Source organism: Blastococcus mobilis, assembly GCF_900188025.1.
Lineage (GTDB): Bacteria > Actinomycetota > Actinomycetes > Mycobacteriales > Geodermatophilaceae > Blastococcus_B > Blastococcus_B mobilis.
On sequence record NZ_FZNO01000007.1, the window covers coordinates 61,124 to 79,877 of the forward strand.

Annotated in this window: 13 protein-coding genes; 3 read left to right on the forward strand and 10 right to left on the reverse strand. The window is 72.8% G+C overall.

Annotation, left to right across the window (positions count from 1 at the left end; translation table 11 throughout):
• Positions 1-153 precede the first annotated feature (153 nt).
• Together gltX and CHB94_RS08090 are read right to left on the reverse strand one after the other, a co-directional pair.
• A complete protein-coding gene (gene gltX, locus CHB94_RS08085; protein WP_089336069.1) occupies positions 154-1,668 on the reverse strand; it encodes a glutamate--tRNA ligase in 1,515 nt (504 codons plus the stop codon).
• The gene (locus tag CHB94_RS08090) at positions 1,665-2,483 is read right to left on the reverse strand and encodes a fumarylacetoacetate hydrolase family protein (RefSeq protein ID WP_089336070.1); all 819 of its coding nucleotides are present in this window, start codon (positions 2,481-2,483) and stop codon (positions 1,665-1,667) included. Before CHB94_RS08090 ends, gltX begins: the two co-directional genes overlap by 4 nt.
• A 44-nt stretch (positions 2,484-2,527) precedes the next feature.
• Here CHB94_RS08090 and CHB94_RS08095 point away from each other — a divergent pair, with 44 nt between their 5' ends.
• On the forward strand, positions 2,528-2,905 hold the full coding sequence (locus CHB94_RS08095; protein ID WP_089336071.1) for a VOC family protein: 378 nt from the start codon (positions 2,528-2,530) through the stop codon (positions 2,903-2,905).
• 295 nt (positions 2,906-3,200) lie between these two features.
• Here CHB94_RS08095 and cimA read toward each other — a convergent pair whose 3' ends face one another.
• From cimA to serA, 3 genes are all read right to left on the reverse strand, one after another.
• Positions 3,201-4,814, reverse strand: coding sequence for a citramalate synthase (gene cimA / locus CHB94_RS08100; protein ID WP_089336072.1), 1,614 nt, complete (start codon positions 4,812-4,814; stop codon positions 3,201-3,203).
• Positions 4,815-5,209: 395 nt separating this feature from the next.
• Positions 5,210-6,232 carry a 3-isopropylmalate dehydrogenase gene (locus CHB94_RS08105; protein WP_089336174.1) on the reverse strand — a complete coding sequence of 341 codons (1,023 nt, stop codon included), beginning with the start codon at positions 6,230-6,232 and terminating at the stop codon, positions 5,210-5,212.
• A 16-nt stretch (positions 6,233-6,248) separates the two neighbouring features.
• Complete coding sequence (gene serA / locus CHB94_RS08110) at positions 6,249-7,850, reverse strand: phosphoglycerate dehydrogenase (RefSeq protein WP_217899223.1); 1,602 nt, start codon at positions 7,848-7,850, stop codon at positions 6,249-6,251.
• A gap of 154 nt (positions 7,851-8,004) precedes the next feature.
• Between serA and CHB94_RS08115 the strand changes: the two genes are divergently transcribed.
• Together CHB94_RS08115 and CHB94_RS08120 are read left to right on the forward strand one after the other, a co-directional pair.
• Positions 8,005-8,784 carry a hypothetical protein gene (locus CHB94_RS08115; RefSeq protein WP_089336073.1) on the forward strand — a complete coding sequence of 260 codons (780 nt, stop codon included), beginning with the start codon at positions 8,005-8,007 and terminating at the stop codon, positions 8,782-8,784.
• A gap of 149 nt (positions 8,785-8,933) precedes the next feature.
• Positions 8,934-9,431 (forward strand): DUF805 domain-containing protein, encoded by a 498-nt coding sequence (locus CHB94_RS08120; protein WP_217899224.1) that lies wholly within the window; start codon positions 8,934-8,936, stop codon positions 9,429-9,431.
• 59 nt (positions 9,432-9,490) lie between these two features.
• Here the strand turns inward: CHB94_RS08120 and ilvC are convergent, their stop codons facing one another.
• The 5 genes from ilvC to CHB94_RS08145 all read right to left on the reverse strand — a co-directional run bounded on the left by ilvC (position 9,491) and on the right by CHB94_RS08145 (position 18,749).
• Entirely contained in the window at positions 9,491-10,519 is a 1,029-nt protein-coding gene (gene ilvC / locus CHB94_RS08125) for a ketol-acid reductoisomerase (RefSeq protein WP_089336074.1), read from the reverse strand.
• A 60-nt stretch (positions 10,520-10,579) separates the two neighbouring features.
• Complete coding sequence (ilvN, locus tag CHB94_RS08130; protein ID WP_089336075.1) at positions 10,580-11,107, reverse strand: acetolactate synthase small subunit; 528 nt, start codon at positions 11,105-11,107, stop codon at positions 10,580-10,582.
• Between the two features lie 95 nt (positions 11,108-11,202).
• Complete coding sequence (locus tag CHB94_RS08135; protein WP_089336076.1) at positions 11,203-13,095, reverse strand: acetolactate synthase large subunit; 1,893 nt, start codon at positions 13,093-13,095, stop codon at positions 11,203-11,205.
• 213 nt (positions 13,096-13,308) lie between these two features.
• Positions 13,309-16,074, reverse strand: a complete 2,766-nt coding sequence (locus tag CHB94_RS08140) for a putative bifunctional diguanylate cyclase/phosphodiesterase (protein ID WP_089336077.1) — start codon at positions 16,072-16,074, stop codon at positions 13,309-13,311.
• A gap of 23 nt (positions 16,075-16,097) precedes the next feature.
• Complete coding sequence (locus CHB94_RS08145; RefSeq protein ID WP_141137450.1) at positions 16,098-18,749, reverse strand: putative bifunctional diguanylate cyclase/phosphodiesterase; 2,652 nt, start codon at positions 18,747-18,749, stop codon at positions 16,098-16,100.
• Between the last annotated feature and the right edge of the window lie 5 nt (positions 18,750-18,754).

Consider the following 18,754-nt stretch of genomic DNA (forward strand, 5'->3'; position numbering starts at 1 on the left):
GCCCCCATGCTCCAGGCCCCCATGCTCCAGGCCCCCACTGCTGCGGTGCCCACGGCTGCGGCGCCCACGGCACGGGCCCGGCCTGCCAAGGTTCGGGGCGCCGCGTCGGGGGCGGGCCCTCGTACACCTCGGCCGGCTCGACCCGGGGATCGGTCATCCGACCGACGGGCCGGGCGCGTCCTCGGTCATGGCGCGCGCGGCGGTCAGCCGGGCCAGCGTGCGCTCGCGGCCGAGGAGTTCGAGGGACTCGTAGAGCGGCGGTGAGACGGTGCGGCCGCTGATGGCGACGCGGACGGGGCCGAAGGCCTGCCGGGGCTTGCGGCCCAGCCCGTCGACCAGCGCCGTCTTCAGGGCCTCCTCGATGGCCGCGGTCGACCAGTCGGCCAGCTCCGAGAGGGTCGCCGTCGCGGCGTCGAGGACCTCGGCGGCCGCCGGGCCCGCGAGCTGCTTCTGGGCGGCGGCCGGGTCGACGTCGACCTTCTCGACGAACAGGAAGCCGAGCAGCCCGACCGCCTCGGAGAGCACGATCATCCGCTCCTGGGCCATCGGCGCGATGGCCCGCAGGACCCGGTCCTGCTCGGGCGTGAGAGGGTCGCCGACCAGCCCGGCACCGGCCAGGAACGGCGTCACCGCGGCGACGAACTGGTCCACGGGCAGCGCCCGCAGGTGCGTGGCGTTGATCGCCTCGGCCTTCTTGAGGTCGAACCGCGCCGGGTTGGCGCTCACCCGGGTGACGTCGAAGGCCTCGACCATCTCCGCCAGCGAGAAGACGTCGCGGTCCTCGGCGATCGACCAGCCCAGCAGCGCCAGGTAGTTGACCAGCCCCTCGGGGAGGAACCCCCGCTCCCGGTAGACGTCGAGGTTGGACGTGGGATCGCGCTTCGACAGCTTCTTGGTGCCCTCGCCGGTCACCAGCGGGAGGTGCCCGAACCGGGGCGTCCCGGCGGCCACGCCGATGTCGGTCAACGCCGCGTAGAGCGCCAGCTGCCGGGGGGTGGACGGCAGCAGGTCCTCGCCGCGCAGGACGTCGGTGATACCCATCAGGGCGTCGTCCACCGGGTTGACGAATGGGTACAGCGGCGCACCGTTGCCGCGGACCAGCACGAAGTCCGGCACGGCGCCGGCGGCGAACCGGACCTCGCCACGGACGAGGTCGGTCCAGACGAGGTCCTCGTCGGGCATCCGCAGACGCAGCACCGGCGTCCGGCCCTCGGCGCGGAAGCCGGCCTTCTGCGCCTCGGTGAGGAACCGGTCGTGGTTGTCGTAGCCCAGCTTCGGGTCCTGGCCGGCGGCCCGTCGGCGGGCGTCGACCTCCTCGCTGGTGGAGAAGGACTCGTAGGCGTGCCCCGCCGCGAGCAGCTTCGCCGCCACCTCCCGGTAGAGGTCGTGCCGTTCCGACTGGCGGTAGGGCCCGTGCGGGCCGCCCACCTCCGGGCCCTCGTCCCAGTCGAGTCCGAGCCAGCGCAGGCTGTCGAGCAGATGCCGGTAGGACTCCTCGGAGTCGCGGGCGGCGTCGGTGTCCTCGATGCGGAAGACGAAGGTCCCGCCGGCGTGCCGGGCGTGGGCCCAGTTGAACAGCGCCGTGCGGATCAGGCCGACGTGGACGAGGCCCGTCGGGGACGGGCAGAAGCGAGTGCGGACCCCGGAGGAACCGGTCGGGGCGCTCATCGCGCGCCAGCCGCGGTGGAGACGCCTTCGGCTGCCGCGACGCTGTTGGCCAGCGTCCCCAGGCCCTGGATCGTGGCCTCGACCCGCTGTCCGGGGCGGATGGGCCCCACGCCGGACGGCGTACCGGTGAGGACGACGTCGCCGGGCAGCAGCGTCATGACCTGCGAGATGTAGGAGATCAGCGTCGGCACGTCGAAGATCAGCTGGCTCGTGCGGCCCTGCTGGCGGACCTCGCCGTCGACGGCGCAGGAGACCTCGAGGTCGGCCGGGTCCAGGCCCAGCGCGCCGAGGTCGGTCTCGATCCAGGGGCCGATCGGGCAGAAGGAGTCGAAGCCCTTCGCGCGGGTCCACTGCCCGTCGCTCTTCTGCATGTCCCGCTCGGTGACGTCGTTGCCGATCGTGTAGCCGAAGATGCTGGCGGTGGCCTGCTCCGGCGTCACGTTGCGGGCGCCGCGCGCACCGATGACGACGGCCAGCTCGACCTCGTGCTGGACGTTGGTGCTGCCCGGCGGGATGCGGATGGCGTCACCCGGGCCGATGACGGCGGTCGAGGGCTTGAGGAACAGCAGGGGCTCGGTCGGGGCGTCCCCGGTGAGCCCCTTCATCTCCTCGATGTGCGCGGCGTAGTTCTTGCCGACGCACACCACCTTGCTGGGCAGGATCGGCGAGAGGAGCCGGATGTCGGCCTGGGCATGGCGGGCGCCGGTGAAGGAGATCCGGCCGAAGGGGTGGCCCTCGATCTGGGCGACCTGGCCGTCCCCGTCGAGGACGCCGAAGGACATGCCCTGGGGCGAGGCGAAACGGACGATGCGCACGCCCCGAGGCTAGTCCGGCCCCCCGACCCCTAAGGTTCGCGCCCATGGCCTGCCGTTTCTCCGAGCTCGTCGTCGACAGCCGCGACCCCGAGGCGCTCGCCGCCTTCTGGGCCGCCGTCCTGGATTACCGGGTCCTGGGCCGGGAGGACGGCGAGGTGGAGATCGGGCCCGATGTCGGGTTCGGCGGCGCAGCGCCCACCCTGGTGTTCGCCCCGGTGGCCGACCCCACGCCGGGCAAGGTCCGGCTGCACATCGACCTCAACGCCACGGACCGCGACCAGGAGAAGGAGCTCGGGCGGCTGCTGGGGCTGGGCGCCACGCGGGCGGACGTCGGCCAGACGGGGGACGAGGGCTGGCACGTGCTCGCCGACCCGGAGGGGAACCAGTTCTGCCTGCTCGAGCAACGTCTCGACCCGCTCTGACTGCCGTGTCGCGCCGAGTGGGGCCCGGAGGGTTCCGCGCAGGCGCGACGAAAGGGCTCTGCGTGGCAGGGGGACGGCAGCTGGTGACGTTGAGCCGTGTCGCGCCGAGTGGGGCCCGGAGGGTTCCGCGCAGGCGCGACGAAAGGGCTCCGCGTGGCAGGGGGACGGCAGCTGGTGACGTTGAGCCGTGTCGCGCCGAGTGGGGCCCGGAGGGTTCCGCGCAGGCGCGACGAAAGGGCTCTGCGTGGCAGGGGGACGGCACCTGGCGGCGGTGTCGGCCGGTAGGCCGACAATGTCATCGCCGGCGATGCAGGACGGCGTAGGTCAGCGCGTCGACCAGCGCGTGCCACGAGGCCTCGACGATGTTGGAGTGGACCCCGACCGTCGTCCACTCCCCCACCCCGTCGGTCGTGTCGATGAGCACCCGCGTGGTCGCGCTCGTGCCGCCCTTCCATCCGAGGATGCGGACCTTGTAGTCGGCCAGTGACACGTCGGCCAGCTGGGGGTACCGGCCGACCAGCGCCTGCCGCAGCGCGTTGTCCAACGCGTTCACCGGGCCGTTCCCCTCGCCGGTGCTGATGACGCGCTCGCGGGTGCCGTCCTCGTTCAGCAGGTGGACCTTCACCGTGGCCTCGCTGACGACGACGCCGTTGCCCCAGTGCTCGACGGAGGTCTTGTAGCTCTCCAGCTCGAACAGCGGCGGCGGCGCGTCGGGGAGCTGGCCCCGCAGGAGCAACTCGAAGGAGGCGTCGGCGGCCTCGAAGGACCAGCCGTCCGCCTCGAGCACCTTCACCTTGTCGACGACGCGGCCGACGGCGTCGCCCTGTCCCGCGAGCTCGATCCCGAGCTCCCGCCCCTTGAGCTCGACGGACGCGCGGCCGGCCATCTCCGTGACCAGGATGCGCATGTCGTTGCCGACGACGGCCGGGTCCAGATGGTTGTAGAGCTCCGGGCTCACCTTGATGGCGCTGGCATGCAGACCGGCCTTGTGGGCGAAGGCGGAGGCGCCGACGAAGGGCTGGTGCTCATCGGGGGCGATGTTGGCCAGCTCGGCGATCGCGTGGCTCACCCGCTGCAGTTCGGGCAGGCACTCGGCCGGCACGACCGGCAACCCCATCTTGGTCACCAGGTTGCCGATCAGCGCGAACGTGTCGGCGTTGCCGGCCCGCTCGCCGTAGCCGTTGGCCGTCCCCTGCACGTGCCGCACGCCCGCCTCGACCGCGGCGAGGGAGTTCGCGACCGCACAGCCGGTGTCGTCCTGGCAGTGGATGCCCAGCGTGCCCGTCGTGCGCGCCCGCACGTCGGCGACCACCCGGCCGACCCCCATCGGGAGCATCCCGCCGTTGGTGTCGCAGAGGACGCCGACCTCCGCCCCCGCGGCGAACGCCGTCTCCAGCACCCGCACCCCGTAGTCCGGGTCGGCGGCGTAGCCGTCGAAGAAGTGCTCGCAGTCCAGGAACACGCGCCGGCCGTGGCCGACGAGGAAGGTGACCGTGTCGGCCACCATCGCCAGGTTCTCCTCCGGCGTCGTCCGCAGCGCCTCCCGGACGTGCCGCACGTGGGACTTCGCCACCAGGCAGACGACGGGGGTCTCCGCATCCAGCAGCGCCCGCACCTGGGCGTCGTCCTCCACGCGGACTCCGGCCTTGCGGGTCGCCCCGAACGCGACCAGCTGAGCATGCCGGAGCTTCAGCTCGGTCCGGGCGCGGGCGAAGAACTCGGTGTCCTTGGGCAGCGCCCCCGGCCAGCCGCCCTCGATGAAGCCGACTCCGATGTCGTCCAGCAACCGGGCGACGGCCAGCTTGTCGGCGACGGAGAAGCTCACGCCCTCGCGCTGGGCGCCGTCGCGCAGGGTGGTGTCGAAGACGTGGAAGCTGCTGGTGCTGGCGGCCGTGACATCGGCGGACATGGTGTTCTCCCGGTGCGGTGATGAAGGCCCGAACACGAAAAAGACCCCCCGGGTACGGGAGGTCTGCGCGCAGTCGGGAAGGTGACTGCGCGCTAGCTGATGATGATCGTGCCGACGGTGTGCATCGCCACATGAAAGCACGGACGACGCCGGGGGCGGACAGCCGTGTTCGCGCTCAGGGCGGACGGTGGCCGATGCCCTGCTCGCGGCTCCAGTCGACCTGGGGCGGACCTGCACGTCGCCGGAGATCTCGTCGACGACAGCGTCGCCGACCGCGCGTCGCACCTGCCACACGTCACCGACGTCGATCAGCCCCGGGGATGCCGTCGACCGGCAGCGCCCTTCGGTGGATGCGGCGGCGGCGTCGATGCCCGTCGCGGGACCTCTCGGCGGGTTCAGCCCGAGGCGAGGGCGGCGAGCCGGTCGCCCACCTCGGTGGTGCGGACCGGGCCCTGGGGTGCCCGCGTCGAGAGGTCGAAGGCGACGGCAGCGTTGACCTTCTTCGCCTGCTCCGTGCGACCGAGGTGCTCGAGCAGCAGGCCCACCGACAGCACGGTGGCCGTCGGGTCGGCGATGCCCTGCCCGGCGATGTCGGGCGCCGAGCCGTGCACCGGCTCGAACATGCTCGGGTTGATCCCGGAGGCGTCGAGATTGCCGCTGGCCGCCAGACCGATGCCGCCGGTCACCGCGGCCGCGATGTCGGTGACGATGTCGCCGAACAGGTTGTCGGTGACGATGACGTCGTAGCGGCCCGGATCGGTGATGAAGAACATCGAGGCGGCGTCGACGTGCTGGTAGGCGACGGTCACCTCGGGGAACTCGGCGGACACCTCCTCCACCGTGCGTGACCAGAGCCCGCCGGCGTGGGTCAGGACGTTGGTCTTGTGGATCAGCGTGAGGTGCTTGCGCGGCCGGGCGACGGCCTTCTCGAAGGCGTAGCGCACCACCCGCTCGACACCGAACGCCGTGTTGAGGCTGACCTCGGTGGCGACCTCCTGCGGAGTGTCCTTGCGGAGCACGCCGCCGTTCCCCACGTAGGGGCCCTCGGTCCCCTCACGCACGCAGAGCATGTCGATGGGCCCGGGGTCGGCCAGCGGACTGGTCACGCCGTCGAACAGCTGCGCCGGGCGGAGATTGACGTGGTGGTCGAGCTCGAACCGCAGCCGCAGCAGCAGCCCGCGCTCGAGGATGCCCGGCGGCACGCTCGGGTCGCCGATCGCGCCGAGCAGGATCGCGTCGTGCCCGCGGAGCTCCTCGAGCACCGTGTCCGGCAGCAGCTCGCCGGTGCGCTGCCACCGCATGGCGCCCAGGTCGTAGTGGGTGGGCTCCACGTCGGGAGCCACTTCCCGCAGGACCTTCAGCCCCTCGGCCACCACCTCGGGACCGATCCCGTCTCCAGCGATCACTGCCAGGCGCATGGTCACCGACACTAGGTCAGAGCGGGTTCAGGTCGGCGGACCGGGCCTCACGGGCCCCGATCCGGCCGGCGATGTCGCCCAGCAGCTCGGACGGCACTGGGCTGTCGACCGTGACGGCCATCAGCGCCTCACCTCCGCGTGTGGTCCGGCTGACCTGCGCGCCGGCGATGTTGATCCCGGCCTCACCGAGGGCCGCGCCCACGGTGCCGACGACGCCCGGGCGGTCGGTGTAGATGAAGAACAGCAGGTAGCCCGAGAGGTCCAGGTCGATGTCGAAGCCGTCGACCTCGGTCAGCTTCGGCACCTGGTTCTTGCCGAAGAGGGTGCCGGAGACGGTCACCTGCGTGCCGTCGGCCATGGCACCGCGCACGGTGATCAGATTCCGGTAGTCGGGGCTCTCGATGTCGCTGGCCAGCGACACCTCCAGGCCCCGCTGCTCGGCCAGCAGCGGCGCATTCACGTAGGTCACCTGCTCCTCGACCACATCGGAGAAGACGCCCTTGAGGACCGCGAGCTGCACCACCGACACGTCGAACTCGGCGATCTTGCCGCGCACCTCGACGCTCACCGACTGCGCCAGCCCCCCGGCGACAGCGGTGAACACCCGCCCGAGCTTCTCGGCGAGCGGCAGACCCGGCCGGACGTCCTCGGCGACGACGCCGCCGGCCTGGACGTTGACCGCGTCGGGGACGAAGTCGCCCTGCAGCGCCAGCCGCACCGACCGCGCGACGGCGGTGCCGGCCTTGTCCTGCGCCTCGGTGGTGGAGGCGCCCAGGTGCGGTGTGACGACGGTGTTGGGCAGCCCGAACAGCGGGCTGTCGGTGGTGGGCTCCTTGGCGTACACGTCGATACCCGCGGCGCGCACCTGCCCGGACTTCAGCGCGTCGGCCAGCGCCTCCTCGTCGACCAGGCCGCCACGGGCGGCGTTGACGATGATGACGCCCGGCTTGGTGGTGGCCAGCTCCGCTGCACCGATCAGACCGAGGGTCTCGGGGGTCTTCGGCAGGTGGATGGTGATGAAGTCCGATTCGCGGAGGAGCTCCTCCAGCGGAACCAGTCGCACCCCCAGCTGGGCTGCGCGACCGGGCTGGATGTAGGGGTCGTACGCGATGAGGTTGACACCGAAGGCCGCCAGGCGCTGCGCCACGAGGACGCCGATGCGCCCCAGGCCGACGACGCCGACGGTCTTGTCGGTGACCTCGACGCCCATGAACTTCGACCGCTTCCAGGCCCCCTCGCGCAGGGAGGCGTCGGCGGCCGGGATCTGCCGGGCCGCCGCGAGCAGCAGCGCGACGGCGTGCTCGGCGGCGCTGACGATGTTCGACGTCGGCGCGTTGACCACCATCACGCCGCGCTCGGTGGCGGCGGAGACGTCGACGTTGTCCAGTCCGATGCCGGCCCGCGCGACGACCTTGAGGTTCGGCGCGGCGGCCAGTGCCTCGGCGTCGATCTGGGTGGCGCTGCGGATCATCACCGCCGCCGCGTCTGCCAGGGCCGGCAGCAGGGCGGCACGGTCGGCACCGTCGACGTGCCGGATCTCCACGTCGGTGCCGAGTACCTCCAGCACACTCGGGGCGAGCTCTTCGGCGATCAGGACGACGGGCATGGTCGTGGTCACAGGGCGACAGCCTAGGAGCGTCCGCACAGTGGGACGACACCGCACCGGCGAACGGCGGCCCCGTCGACGGCGGGGGTCACGCGCTTGTGCCCGTCCGCCCGCCCGGACATCCTGGCTGTGGGAGTCGGGGACGCCGGCGCCGACGGAGGAGATCATGAGCCAGTCCGATGACCAGGGCCGTCCCGGCTCCGGCCAGCCCGCGCAGCCCTCCGGCGAGCCCCCGTACGACCAGCCTGGGTACGGGCAGCCGCAGTACGGCCAACAGCAGTACGGCCAGCAGCAGTACGGCCAGCAGCAGTACGGGCAGCCCCCGTACGACCAGTCGGGGTACGGGCAGCCGCAGTACGGCCAGCAGCAGTACGGGCAACCGCCTTACGGGCAGCAGTACCCGGCGCCGGGGGCCTACGGGGGCCAGTACACGCAGCCCGCCTACGGCCAGCAGTACGAACAGGCTCCGGCGTACGGGCAGTACGGCTCCGGACAGCCGGCCAGGCCCGGAACCGTGGTCACCGCGGCGGTCCTGGGGTTCGTCTTCGGTGCCTTCGGGGTCATCGTCACGCTGCTGACGTTCGTGGCCGGCTCGGCTGCGTCGTCGGTCTTCGGATCCCTGACCGACGACGACGCGGCCACGGGCATCTTCGCGATCGTGATCCTGTTCGCTCTGCTGCTGGGGATCTGGACGGTCGTCACCATCTGGGGCTCGGTCTGGGCACTGACCGGCCGGAGCCGGGTGTTGCTGATCGTCGGAGGTTCGATCGCCGTCCTGTTCACCCTGGTCGGGTTCCTCGCCAGCATCAGTGACAGGGCTTCGGGCGCGGGCGGCGTCGTCTGGAGTCTGCTGTTCCTCGTGGCCGCGATCGCGATCGTCGTCCTGCTGTCGGTGCGGTCGTCGGCGCAGTACTTCGCGGTGCACCGCGCCCGCCGGCGCGGCTGAGACCTCCGTCGGTCGCCTCCCCCGACGTCGTCCCCCGGGCGGGTTCAGGTTCGTGTCGTAGGTCACGCCACGTCCCACGCCGGCCATAGACTCCGCGCGCCATCGCTCGGCCACGTCGGCCGGGTGTCTGACCAGGAGGAATGCCGCCCATGACGAACCCCACCGGTTCCGACCCCACCTATCCGCAGGGCGGCGCCCCCCAGGGGCAGCCCGGCTGGGGCACGCCTCCGCCGCCGCCCGCCGGCTACGCCCCGGCGCCCGCGTACGCAGGCGCAGCTCCCGCCGGACAGATGGGCATGGCCGAGGCAGTACGCAGCGTGCTGTCCCAGTACGCCACCTTCTCGGGACGGGCACGGCGCTCGGAGTACTGGTGGTTCATGCTGGCCTCCGTCATCGCCTCCGTCGTCGCCTCGATCGTCGACACGGCGCTCGGAGTCTCGATCCTGTCCCTGATCCTCACCCTGGGCCTGCTGATCCCGAGCCTCGCGGTCGGCGTGCGGCGCCTGCACGACATCGGCAAGTCTGGCTGGTGGATCCTGATCGGCCTCATCCCCCTGGTCGGCGTGATCGTCCTGATCGTCTTCGCCTGCCAGGACAGCGAGCCGGGCACCAACCGGTGGGGTCCGTCGCCGAAGCACGGCGCCTGACCGGACGCGCAGACGCGAAGTGCCCCGTCACCGCGAGGTGACGGGGCACTTCGTCCGTCTCAGCTACGGGCGGCGGTGCCGGTGTAGTCGTCGGACGCCGACACCCAGCTCATCAGGCCGCGGAGCTTCCGGCCGGTCTCCTCGATGGGGTGCGCCTCGGCCTCGGCACGCCGGCGCTTGAAGTCCGGTGCCCCCGCGTCCTGGTCGGCGATGAACTCGGCGGCCCAGGAGCCGTCCTTGATCCGGGCGAGGACGTCGCCCATCGCCGCCTTCACCCGGGCGTCGATGATCTTCGGGCCTGAGGTGTAGTCGCCGTACTCGGCGGTGTCGGACACCGACCAGCGCTGCTTGGCGATGCCGCCCTCGTACATCAGGTCGACGATCAGCTTCAGCTCGTGCAGGCACTCGAAGTAGGCCACCTCGGGCTGGTAGCCGGCCTCGGTGAGGGTCTCGAACCCGGCGGTGATCAGCGCACTCGCGCCGCCGCAGAGCACGGCCTGCTCACCGAAGAGGTCGGTCTCGGTCTCCTCGGCGAACGTCGTCTTGATGACGCCGGCGCGGGTGCCGCCGATGGCCTTCGCGTACGACAGCGCCAGCTGCAGCCCCGACCCGCTCGCGTCCTGCTCGACGGCGACGAGGCAGGGCACGCCCTTGCCGTTCTCGAACTCCCGACGCACCAGGTGGCCGGGGCCCTTGGGGGCGACCATGGCGACGTCGACGCCGGCCGGAGGCTTGATGTAGCCGAACCGGATGTTGAAGCCGTGACCGAAGAACAGCGCGTCGCCGTCCTGCAGGTTGGGCTCCACCGACTCCGCGTACAGCGTCCGCTGCACGTGGTCCGGCGCAAGGATCATGATCAGGTCGGCCTCTGCGGCGGCCTCGGCGGGGGTGACGACCCGCAGGCCCTCGGCCTCGGCCTTGGGCCGGCTCGTGCTGCCCTCGGGCAGGCCGACGCGAACGTCGACACCGGAGTCGCGCAGCGAGAGGGCGTGCGCGTGCCCCTGGCTGCCGTAGCCCAGGACGGCGACGGTGCGCCCCTGGATGATCGAGAGGTCGGCGTCGTCGTCGTAGAAGATCTCGGCGGCCATGTGCGTTGCGGTTCCCTTCGGTAGGTGAAAGGCCAAAGTGGCCACTTCGGCCCGGGTGGTTCAGGCGCTGCGCTCGACCGGGCGCAACGTACCCGCGCCGGACATGGCGCGGGGGCCGCGGCCCAGGGCCACGGTGCCCGACTGGGCCATCTCCTTGATGCCCAGCGGGGTGAGGACGGCGAGCAGCGCCTGCAGCTTGTCCGGAGTGCCGGTCGCCTCCAGGGTCACGGTGTCGGGGTTGACGTCGACGACCCGGGCGCGGAAGAGCTCCGCGGTCTGGAGCACCTGCGTGCGCTCGGCCATCGGTGCCCGCACCTTGACCAGCAACAGCTCGCGCTGGACGGCGGCAGCGGCATCCAGCTCGACGATCTTGATGATCTCGACGAGCTTGTTCAGCTGCTTGGTGATCTGCTCGAGCGGCTGGCTCTCCACGTCGACGACGATCGTCATCCGGGAGAGATCGGGGTTCTCCGTCGCGCCGACGGCGAGGGACTCGATGTTGAACCCGCGGCGGCTGAACAGCGCCGAGACGCGGGCCAGCACCCCGGACTTGTTCTCGACCAGCACCGACAACGTGTGGCGGCTCATTGCAGAAGGTTCCTTTCAGAGGACCACTGGCACCGTGACGGCCCCCGTTCAGGGGCCCGCCCCGAGCGGAGCGAGGGGTGGGGGGAACGGGGGTCCTATACCTGTCCGTCGCCGAAGACCGGGCGCACGTCACGCGCGGCGAGGATGTCGTCGTTGCTGGCCCCGGCGGCGACCATCGGCCACACCTGGGCGTCGTGCCCGACGACGAAGTCGATGACCACCGGGGCGTCGTTGATCGACATGGCCTTCTCGATCACCGCGTCGACGTCCTCCTTGGTCTCGCAGCGCAGACCGACGCAACCCAGGGCCTCGGCCAGCGTGACGAAGTCGGGGATCCGGACCGGCTTCGGCGTTCCGTCGGGGTTGCGTGCGTGCAGCCTCGTGTTGGAGTAGCGGCCCTCGTAGAACAGGGTCTGCCACTGCCGGACCATGCCGAGGTTGCCGTTGTTGATGACGGCGACCTTGATCGGGATGCCCTCCATGGCGCAGGTCGCGAGCTCCTGGTTGGTCATCTGGAAGCAGCCGTCGCCGTCGATCGCCCAGACGGTGGTGTCCGGGCGGCCGTACTTGGCGCCCATGGCCGCCGGGACGGCGTAGCCCATGGTGCCCAGGCCACCGCTGTTGAGCCAGGTGCCCGGCTTCTCGTACTTCACGAACTGGGCCGCCCACATCTGGTGCTGCCCGACCCCCGCGGCGTAGATGGCCTCGGGACCGGCGAGGGCACCGAGCCGCTCGATGACGTACTGCGGGGACAGGGAGCCGTCCTCCGGCCAGTCGTAGCCGAGCGGGTACCGCTGCCGCCAGTCGTCGAGCTGTGCCCACCAGGTCGTCAGGTCGGGCCGGCCGGCCGCCTGCTCGCCGCGGAGCGCCTCGCAGAGCGCGACGATGGTCTCCTTGGCGTCGCCCACGATCGGCACGTCGGCCTTGCGGTTCTTGCCGATCTCCGCCGGGTCGATGTCGGCGTGGACGACGAGGGCGTCGGGCGCGAAGCTCGCCAGGTGGCCGGTCACGCGGTCGTCGAACCGGGCACCCAGCGCCACCAGGAGGTCGGCCTTCTGCAGCGCGGTGACCGCCGTGACGTTGCCGTGCATGCCGGGCATGCCCAGGTTCTGGGGGTGGCTGTCGGGGAAGGCGCCCCGCGCCATGAGCGTGGTGACGACCGGGGCCCCGGTGAGGGCGGCCAGCTCGGCCAGCTCCTCGGTCGCGTGCGCCTTGAGCACGCCGCCGCCGACGTAGAGGACCGGCCGGCGGGCACCGGCGATCAGGGCCGCGGCCTCCCGGACCTGCTTGCCGTGGGGGCGGGTGGTCGGCTTGTAGCCGGGCAGGTCCAGCCGCGGCGGCCAGGAGAAGTCCGTGGTGGCCTGCAGGACGTCCTTCGGGATGTCGACCAGCACGGGCCCGGGACGGCCGGTGGACGCCAGGTGGAACGCCTCGGCGATCCGCTGCGGGATCTCGGCGGCGTCGGTGACGAGGAAGTTGTGCTTGGTCACCGGCATGGTGATGCCCCGGATGTCGGCCTCCTGGAAGGCGTCGGTGCCGATGGCATGGCTGGGCACCTGGCCGGTGATGGCCACCATCGGCACCGAGTCCATGTGCGCGTCGGCCAGCGGCGTCACCAGGTTGGTCGCCCCCGGGCCGGAGGTGGCCATGCACACGCCGACCTTGCCGGTGGCCTGCGCGTAACCGGTGGCGGCGTGCCCCGCACCCTGCTCGTGCCGGACCAGGACGTGGCGGACCTTCGAGTCGAAGAGCGGGTCGTAGGCGGGCAGGATCGCGCCGCCGGGGATGCCGAAGATGACCTCGACGCCGACCGCCTCGAGGGAGCGGACGAGGCTCTGCGCCCCGGTGATGCCCGTCGCCGGCTCGGTGGCGGCCTCGGCGACGGACCGCGCGGTCGTCTCGACACCGGTCAGCGAGGCGGCGGCGTCCCGGGTGGCGGCGTCCCGGGACGTCTCACGGGCGGCGTGCTCGCTCGGGGTGGTGGTCATCTCGGCGTTCTCCTGGCCTTGCACGTGACGGGTGGGGCGGGGCGAGCGGTGGGGCTCCGGGCAACAAAAAACCCCTCGTGCCACAGGCACGGAGGGGTCAGCGCGTCGGTCGAGGACCGGCGCGCTAGGCGATTACGAGGCTGCGGTAGCAGCGGTCGAGAAGCAGGCAGGTGCTGGGCACCTGCACACTGTGCGCCTCGCCGGACGGCGTCGTCAACCAAGCTGTCCCACGATGTGGACACCGGGGTCCATTTCTGCGCCCCTGACGTCCAGCACCGTGGGATCGAAGGCAGCCAGCAGGGGACCCAGGTCCTCCACCGGAACGGCGTGGCCGAACAGCCAGCCCTGCAGGTAGTGGCAGCCCATCCCCCGCAGTGCCGCCAGCTGGCCGCCGGTCTCGACTCCCTCCGCGACGACGTCCATACCGAGGGTGCGTCCGAGCTCGACGACGGTGCTGACGAGCGCGGCGGCGCGGCGGTCCCGCTCGATGTCGGCGATGAACTCGCGGTCCATCTTCAGCACGTCCACCGGCAGCCGGGCCAGATAGGCGAGGGACGAGTAGCCCCGGCCGAAGTCGTCCAGCGCGATCTTGCAGCCCATCTCCCGCAGCCCGGCCAGATCGCTCTCCAGCCGGTCGCGGGCGTCGAGCATGACCGACTCGGTGACCTCGAGCACCAGCCTCTCCGGCGGCACCCCTGAGTGCGCGATGGCCTGCGCGACGTCGGGGGCGAGGCAGCCGGCCTGGAGGTGGCGGACCGACACGTTGATCCCCATCTGGAGCTGCCAGCCGTCGGCCAGCAGTGCGGCGTGATCGGCCATCGCGCGCCGCAGCACCCACCGCTGCAGCGGGACGATCAGCCCGTCGTCCTCGGCCAGGGCGATGAACTCGTCGGGCGGCACGGTTCCCAGCACGGGGTGGTCCCACCGCACCAGGGCCTCCAGGCCGACGATCCGGCGGTCCTCGGTGCTCGCCACCGGCTGGTAGACCACGCGGAACTGCTCCTGCTGGAGCGCGACCGGGAGATCGCGCGCCAGCCGGGCCCGCCGCCCCATGGCGCTGTCGATGGCGTGCCCGGCGGTCCGGACGCAGTTCTTGCCCGCCGTCTTGGCGGCGCGCAGTGCGAGGTCCGCGCGGCGGACCGTCGTCGGGACGTCGTCGGCCGGGTCGAGCTCGGTCACGCCGATGCTCCCCGAGATGTCGAAGACGACGCCGGTCGCGACCACGCCGGGGGCGGTTCCCTCGACGTCGGCGGCCGGCCGAACGGTGCGCAGGTCGGCGACGATCCGCTCAGCCAGCGCCCTCGCCTCCTCCAGGCTGTCGCCCACGAGGACGGCGAACTCGTCACCACCCAGCCGGCCGACCAGGTCGCCGTCGCGGACGGTGGCACGGAGCCGGTCGGCCACCTGGATCAGCAGGTGGTCCCCCGCCTCGTGCCCGGCGATGTCGTTGACCGGCTTGAAGCCGTCGAGGTCCAGCAGCAGCAGGCTGGCCCGTTGCCCGCTCGCCGCCCGCGTGCGGGCGGTGGCGAGGGCCGCCATCAGGCGGGCCCGGTTGGGCAGCCCGGTGAGGTAGTCGGTGTACGCGAGCCGCTCGAGCTCGAGCTCCGTCCTCTGCCGCCCTGCGACGTCGCGCAGGTGGAGCACCAGGCCGTCGCCGGCAGCATCGGGGCCCCCGTACCGCAGACCGGGTGCGGAGCCGGCAGCACCCGGAAGGCCCGCGGACGACGCGGTCCGGACGGTCTCGAACTGCCGCCAGGTGCCGTCCCGCCCGCGGAGCCGGAACACCGGACCTCGACCGTCGATGTCGTCCACGGCCGCGTCGAGGGCCCGGTGCAGCTCGTAGCGGTCGTCCTCGTGGACGAGGTCCCGCAGCGACCGGCCCTCGAGGTCGCGGACCGACCAGGACGGCGTCGCGGGGCCGGCCGCGGCGGCCCAGGTCACCTGCCCGTGGCCGTCCAGGACCACGGTGAGGTCGGCGGACCGGTGCACGAGGGTGCGGAAGTAGGCCTCGGTGCGCAGCACCTGCCGGGTGAGCCGGGCACCGTCGGCCGCCCAGACGAGGGTGCGGATCAGCGTCAGCGCCATCAGCACCACGACGGTGACCGCCTCGCCGGGGGCGATCGGCCGGCCGGCGGCCAGACCACCGAGCAGCAGCAGGAGGACGCCCGACCCCAGGCAGTAACTGACCACGACGCCGGCCAGTGGCACCGCGACGGCCGCCTCCTCGGCCCGGGCCTTCGGGCCGGGGTCCGCGGCGAGCGCGAGCGTGGCCGCGCCCAGGATGGCCAGGTAGGCGGTGCTCGCGACGGCGTCCAGCGCGGGCGCCGGGCGGGTGACGGCGAGGGCGCCGCAGGCCAGCGTCAGCGCGAGCGAGGCGAAGCAGAGCAGCATCCAGCCCGCCGCCGTCCGCCGTGGCGGTGAGACCCCGGCGAACGCGACCAGACCGGCCGCGACCAGCACGGCGCACACCGCCGGGTAGCCGATCGTCAGGAGGGGGTGGGCCACGCTCCCGTCCGGGCGGGTCGTCAGCGGGACGAAGAGCTGCAGGAGAACACCCAGCGCGGTCAGCGCGACCGCGGCGTCGAGGACCACCTGGACGCGGACGCGTGCGCCCGTGGACCGGGCGAGCCGGATGCACAGGAAGACCGCGATCGGAGCCGTCGCCGCCAGCGAGAGGTCCGACGGACCCACCTCCGGGGGGTTCACCCCCACGCCGGTCACCGCGCGGACGAGGTGGCCCAGCGCCAGGAGGCCGGCGATGGCGGCGAACGCCCGCCAGGTGAGGGCGGACAACTGAGCGGTCCGCCGGCTGTGCCGCAGCACCAGCGCTCCCACCAGGACCGTGACGCCCGACAGAACGGCCGGGGCCGTGCGCGCGTTCCACTCCGGGCGGACGAGGAGCTGGGCGTCCAGCACGACGGCGACCGCGGTCAACGCCCCGAGGACCGGCGTGCGCGGCCACACCGGCTGCGAAGCCACGCCCCCCGGCGCGACGGCAAGGCTCACCGGGAGCCTGCCAGGCCGGGCAGGAGCACGCCGTCACCGTCGGCGACCATCGCGGCGATGCCCGCCAGCGGCATGGGCCGGGCGATCACGAACCCCTGGGCGAAGTCGCAGCCGAACCCCCTGAGAGCAGCGAGCTGGGCCGTGGTCTCCACCCCCTCGGCGACGACGTCAAGGCCCAGCGCCCGGCCGATGCCGATGACGGACTCGCACAGCGCCCGACTCTGCGGATCGCGGTCGATGCGGGTGATGAGCGATCTGTCGAGCTTCACCACGTCGATGGGCAGCCGGGTCAGGTGGGCCAGCGCCGAGGAGCCGCCGCCGAAGCCGTCGAGCGCGACGTGCACACCCATGAGACGCAGGCTGGAGACGTCGAGGCCGAGCCGCTCGTCGTCCGACATGACGGCAGGCGCGCTGATCTGCAGCACCAGCCGCTCCGGGGACAGACCGGTGGCGCGCAGCGCGGACTCGACGTCGGAGACCAGCGTGCCGCCGGAGAGGTGGCCGACGGGGACCTTCATGGCGATGCGCAACGGCGCAGCGGTCGAGGGCAGGTCGATGGCGGCGGCAGCGGCCTGCTCCAGGCCCCAGCGGACCAGATCACCGATCAGGCCGGTGCGCTCGGCGAGCGGCATGAAGTCGCCGGGCGGGATCTCGCCGAGCGTCTCGTGCCGCCATCGCAGCTCGGCCTCGATGCAGGTGATCCGCTGCTGCTCCAGCGACACTATCGGCTGGAACAGCAGGAAGAGCTCCTCGCGGGTCCGAGCGCACCGCAGGTCGGAGCGGAGCAGGTCGCGCCGCGCGGCGGCCTCGCCGAGCGCGTCCTGGTAGCGGCGGGCCGTGCCCGGCCCCGCCTCATCGGCGGCCCGCACGGCGAGGTCGGCCCGGTCGAGGAGCGCATCGACGCCGAGCCCGTGCTCGACGGGGACCACGCCGACGACCGCGGTGAGCTCGATCATCCCGCCGGGGGTGGGGATCGGCTGCTCCACCACCGACAGGCAGCGGTCGGCCAGCCGATCGGCGTCGGCGTCGGCGCCGTGGGCCAGCACCGCGAAGGCTCCGCCCCCCATCCGGGCGACGGTGTCCTCGCCGCGGACCGTGGCGCGCAGCCGGCGGCCGACCTCGGTCATCGCCGTGGTCACGGTCTCGCGGCCGGCGTCCTCCCGGGCCGCCGCCAACCCGACCAGCTGGATCATCAGCAGCGTCGTGGGCGCGTGCCCGGGGTCGGTCGCGGCTCGCTGGAGGGCCTCGCGGACGCCGGCGCGGTTCGGGAGACCGGTCATCGGGTCGGTGTGGGCGATGGCCTGCAGGGCCTGCTCGCGCGCCTGGCGCTCGGTCATGTCCCGGCAGTGCAGGACGACGGCGCCGACGTCCGGGTCCCCGCGCAGGTCGGTGACGCCCGCCTCCAGGCAGCGCCACTCCCCCGCCGCGTCGGGCAGCCGCAGGGTCAGCAGGCCGCTGACCGCAGGAGCCTCGGCCGGCACGGCACCGGCGACGGGGAGCACCGCGGCCAGCGCCGGCACGTCGTCGTGGTGGACGGACTCCAGGAGCGGCCGGCCGAGGAGTGCCGGTGCTGCCTCACCGAGGGCGCGGCCGAGGGCCGGGGACGCCCACGTGACGCGCAGGTCGTCGTCGAGGACCACGACGGCGTCGCTCGCGGACCGGACCACCGAGCGGAAGTAGGCCTCGCTGCGCCGCAGGCGGGCCTCCAGGCGCTGTTCCTCGCACGCCGTGAGCCAGCGGTGCACAGCGGCGAGGACCGCGCAGACCACCAGACCGGCGATCGTGCCCGGAGCGAGGCGCCCTCCCGCCATCACGACGGCGCCGCACGTGGCCAGCGCCATCAGCAGGGCGAGATGTGGCAGCAGGGAGCCCGCGTGGCCGCCGGGCCGCGGCTCGTGGGCCCCGTCGCGGGGGGCCACGGGAGTTCCCTGGGAATCGGCCAGCACCGCGAGCGCCAGGGCGAACAGCCCGGCCACGACGAGGAAGCGCGACACCCCCACCGGGACGGCCACGCCCGGGAGCAGGGCGGGGGTGCCGAGCCACGGGCCGAGGGTCAGGAGGACGGCCCCGACGAGGAGCAGGACCGCCATGGACCGGCGGCCGGCCTCGACGACGCCCAGCAGCGTCAGTGCGACGGCCATCGTGGCGGAGGTGGCGAGGACAGCCGTCCCCGGGACCAGGAGCTCGGTCAGGCCGGACGCCGGCCAGCGGCCGTCCGGCCCCACGGCGAGCAGCCCGACCACGACCAGGCAGGCCACGAGGAACAGCCCCACCTCGACCGCCACCCGGGGTCCTGAGCGCAGCCGGCGGCGGTCCACCAGGCCCAGGACGGCGATGACGGCGATGACGTACCCCGGCACGGCGGGCACCCAGCGGAGCACCGTCGCGTGGACCGGGTCGGCCGGACCGACGACGGTGGCGAGCAAGGCACCGGCGGCGGGCAGGAGCGACGCCGCGGACAGCAGCCGCCACGTGCGCGGTCGCGCCGTACGGGCAGCGGACGACCACAGCACCCCGCCGGCCACGAGCCCGGCGCCGATCAGGGCATATTCGCCCGCGAGGCGCAGCTCAGGATGCGCGGCGGCCAGTGCGCACCCGAGCGCGACCGGCAGCGCGGCGGCGAGCAACCACCATCGACGGGAGTCCACACCGT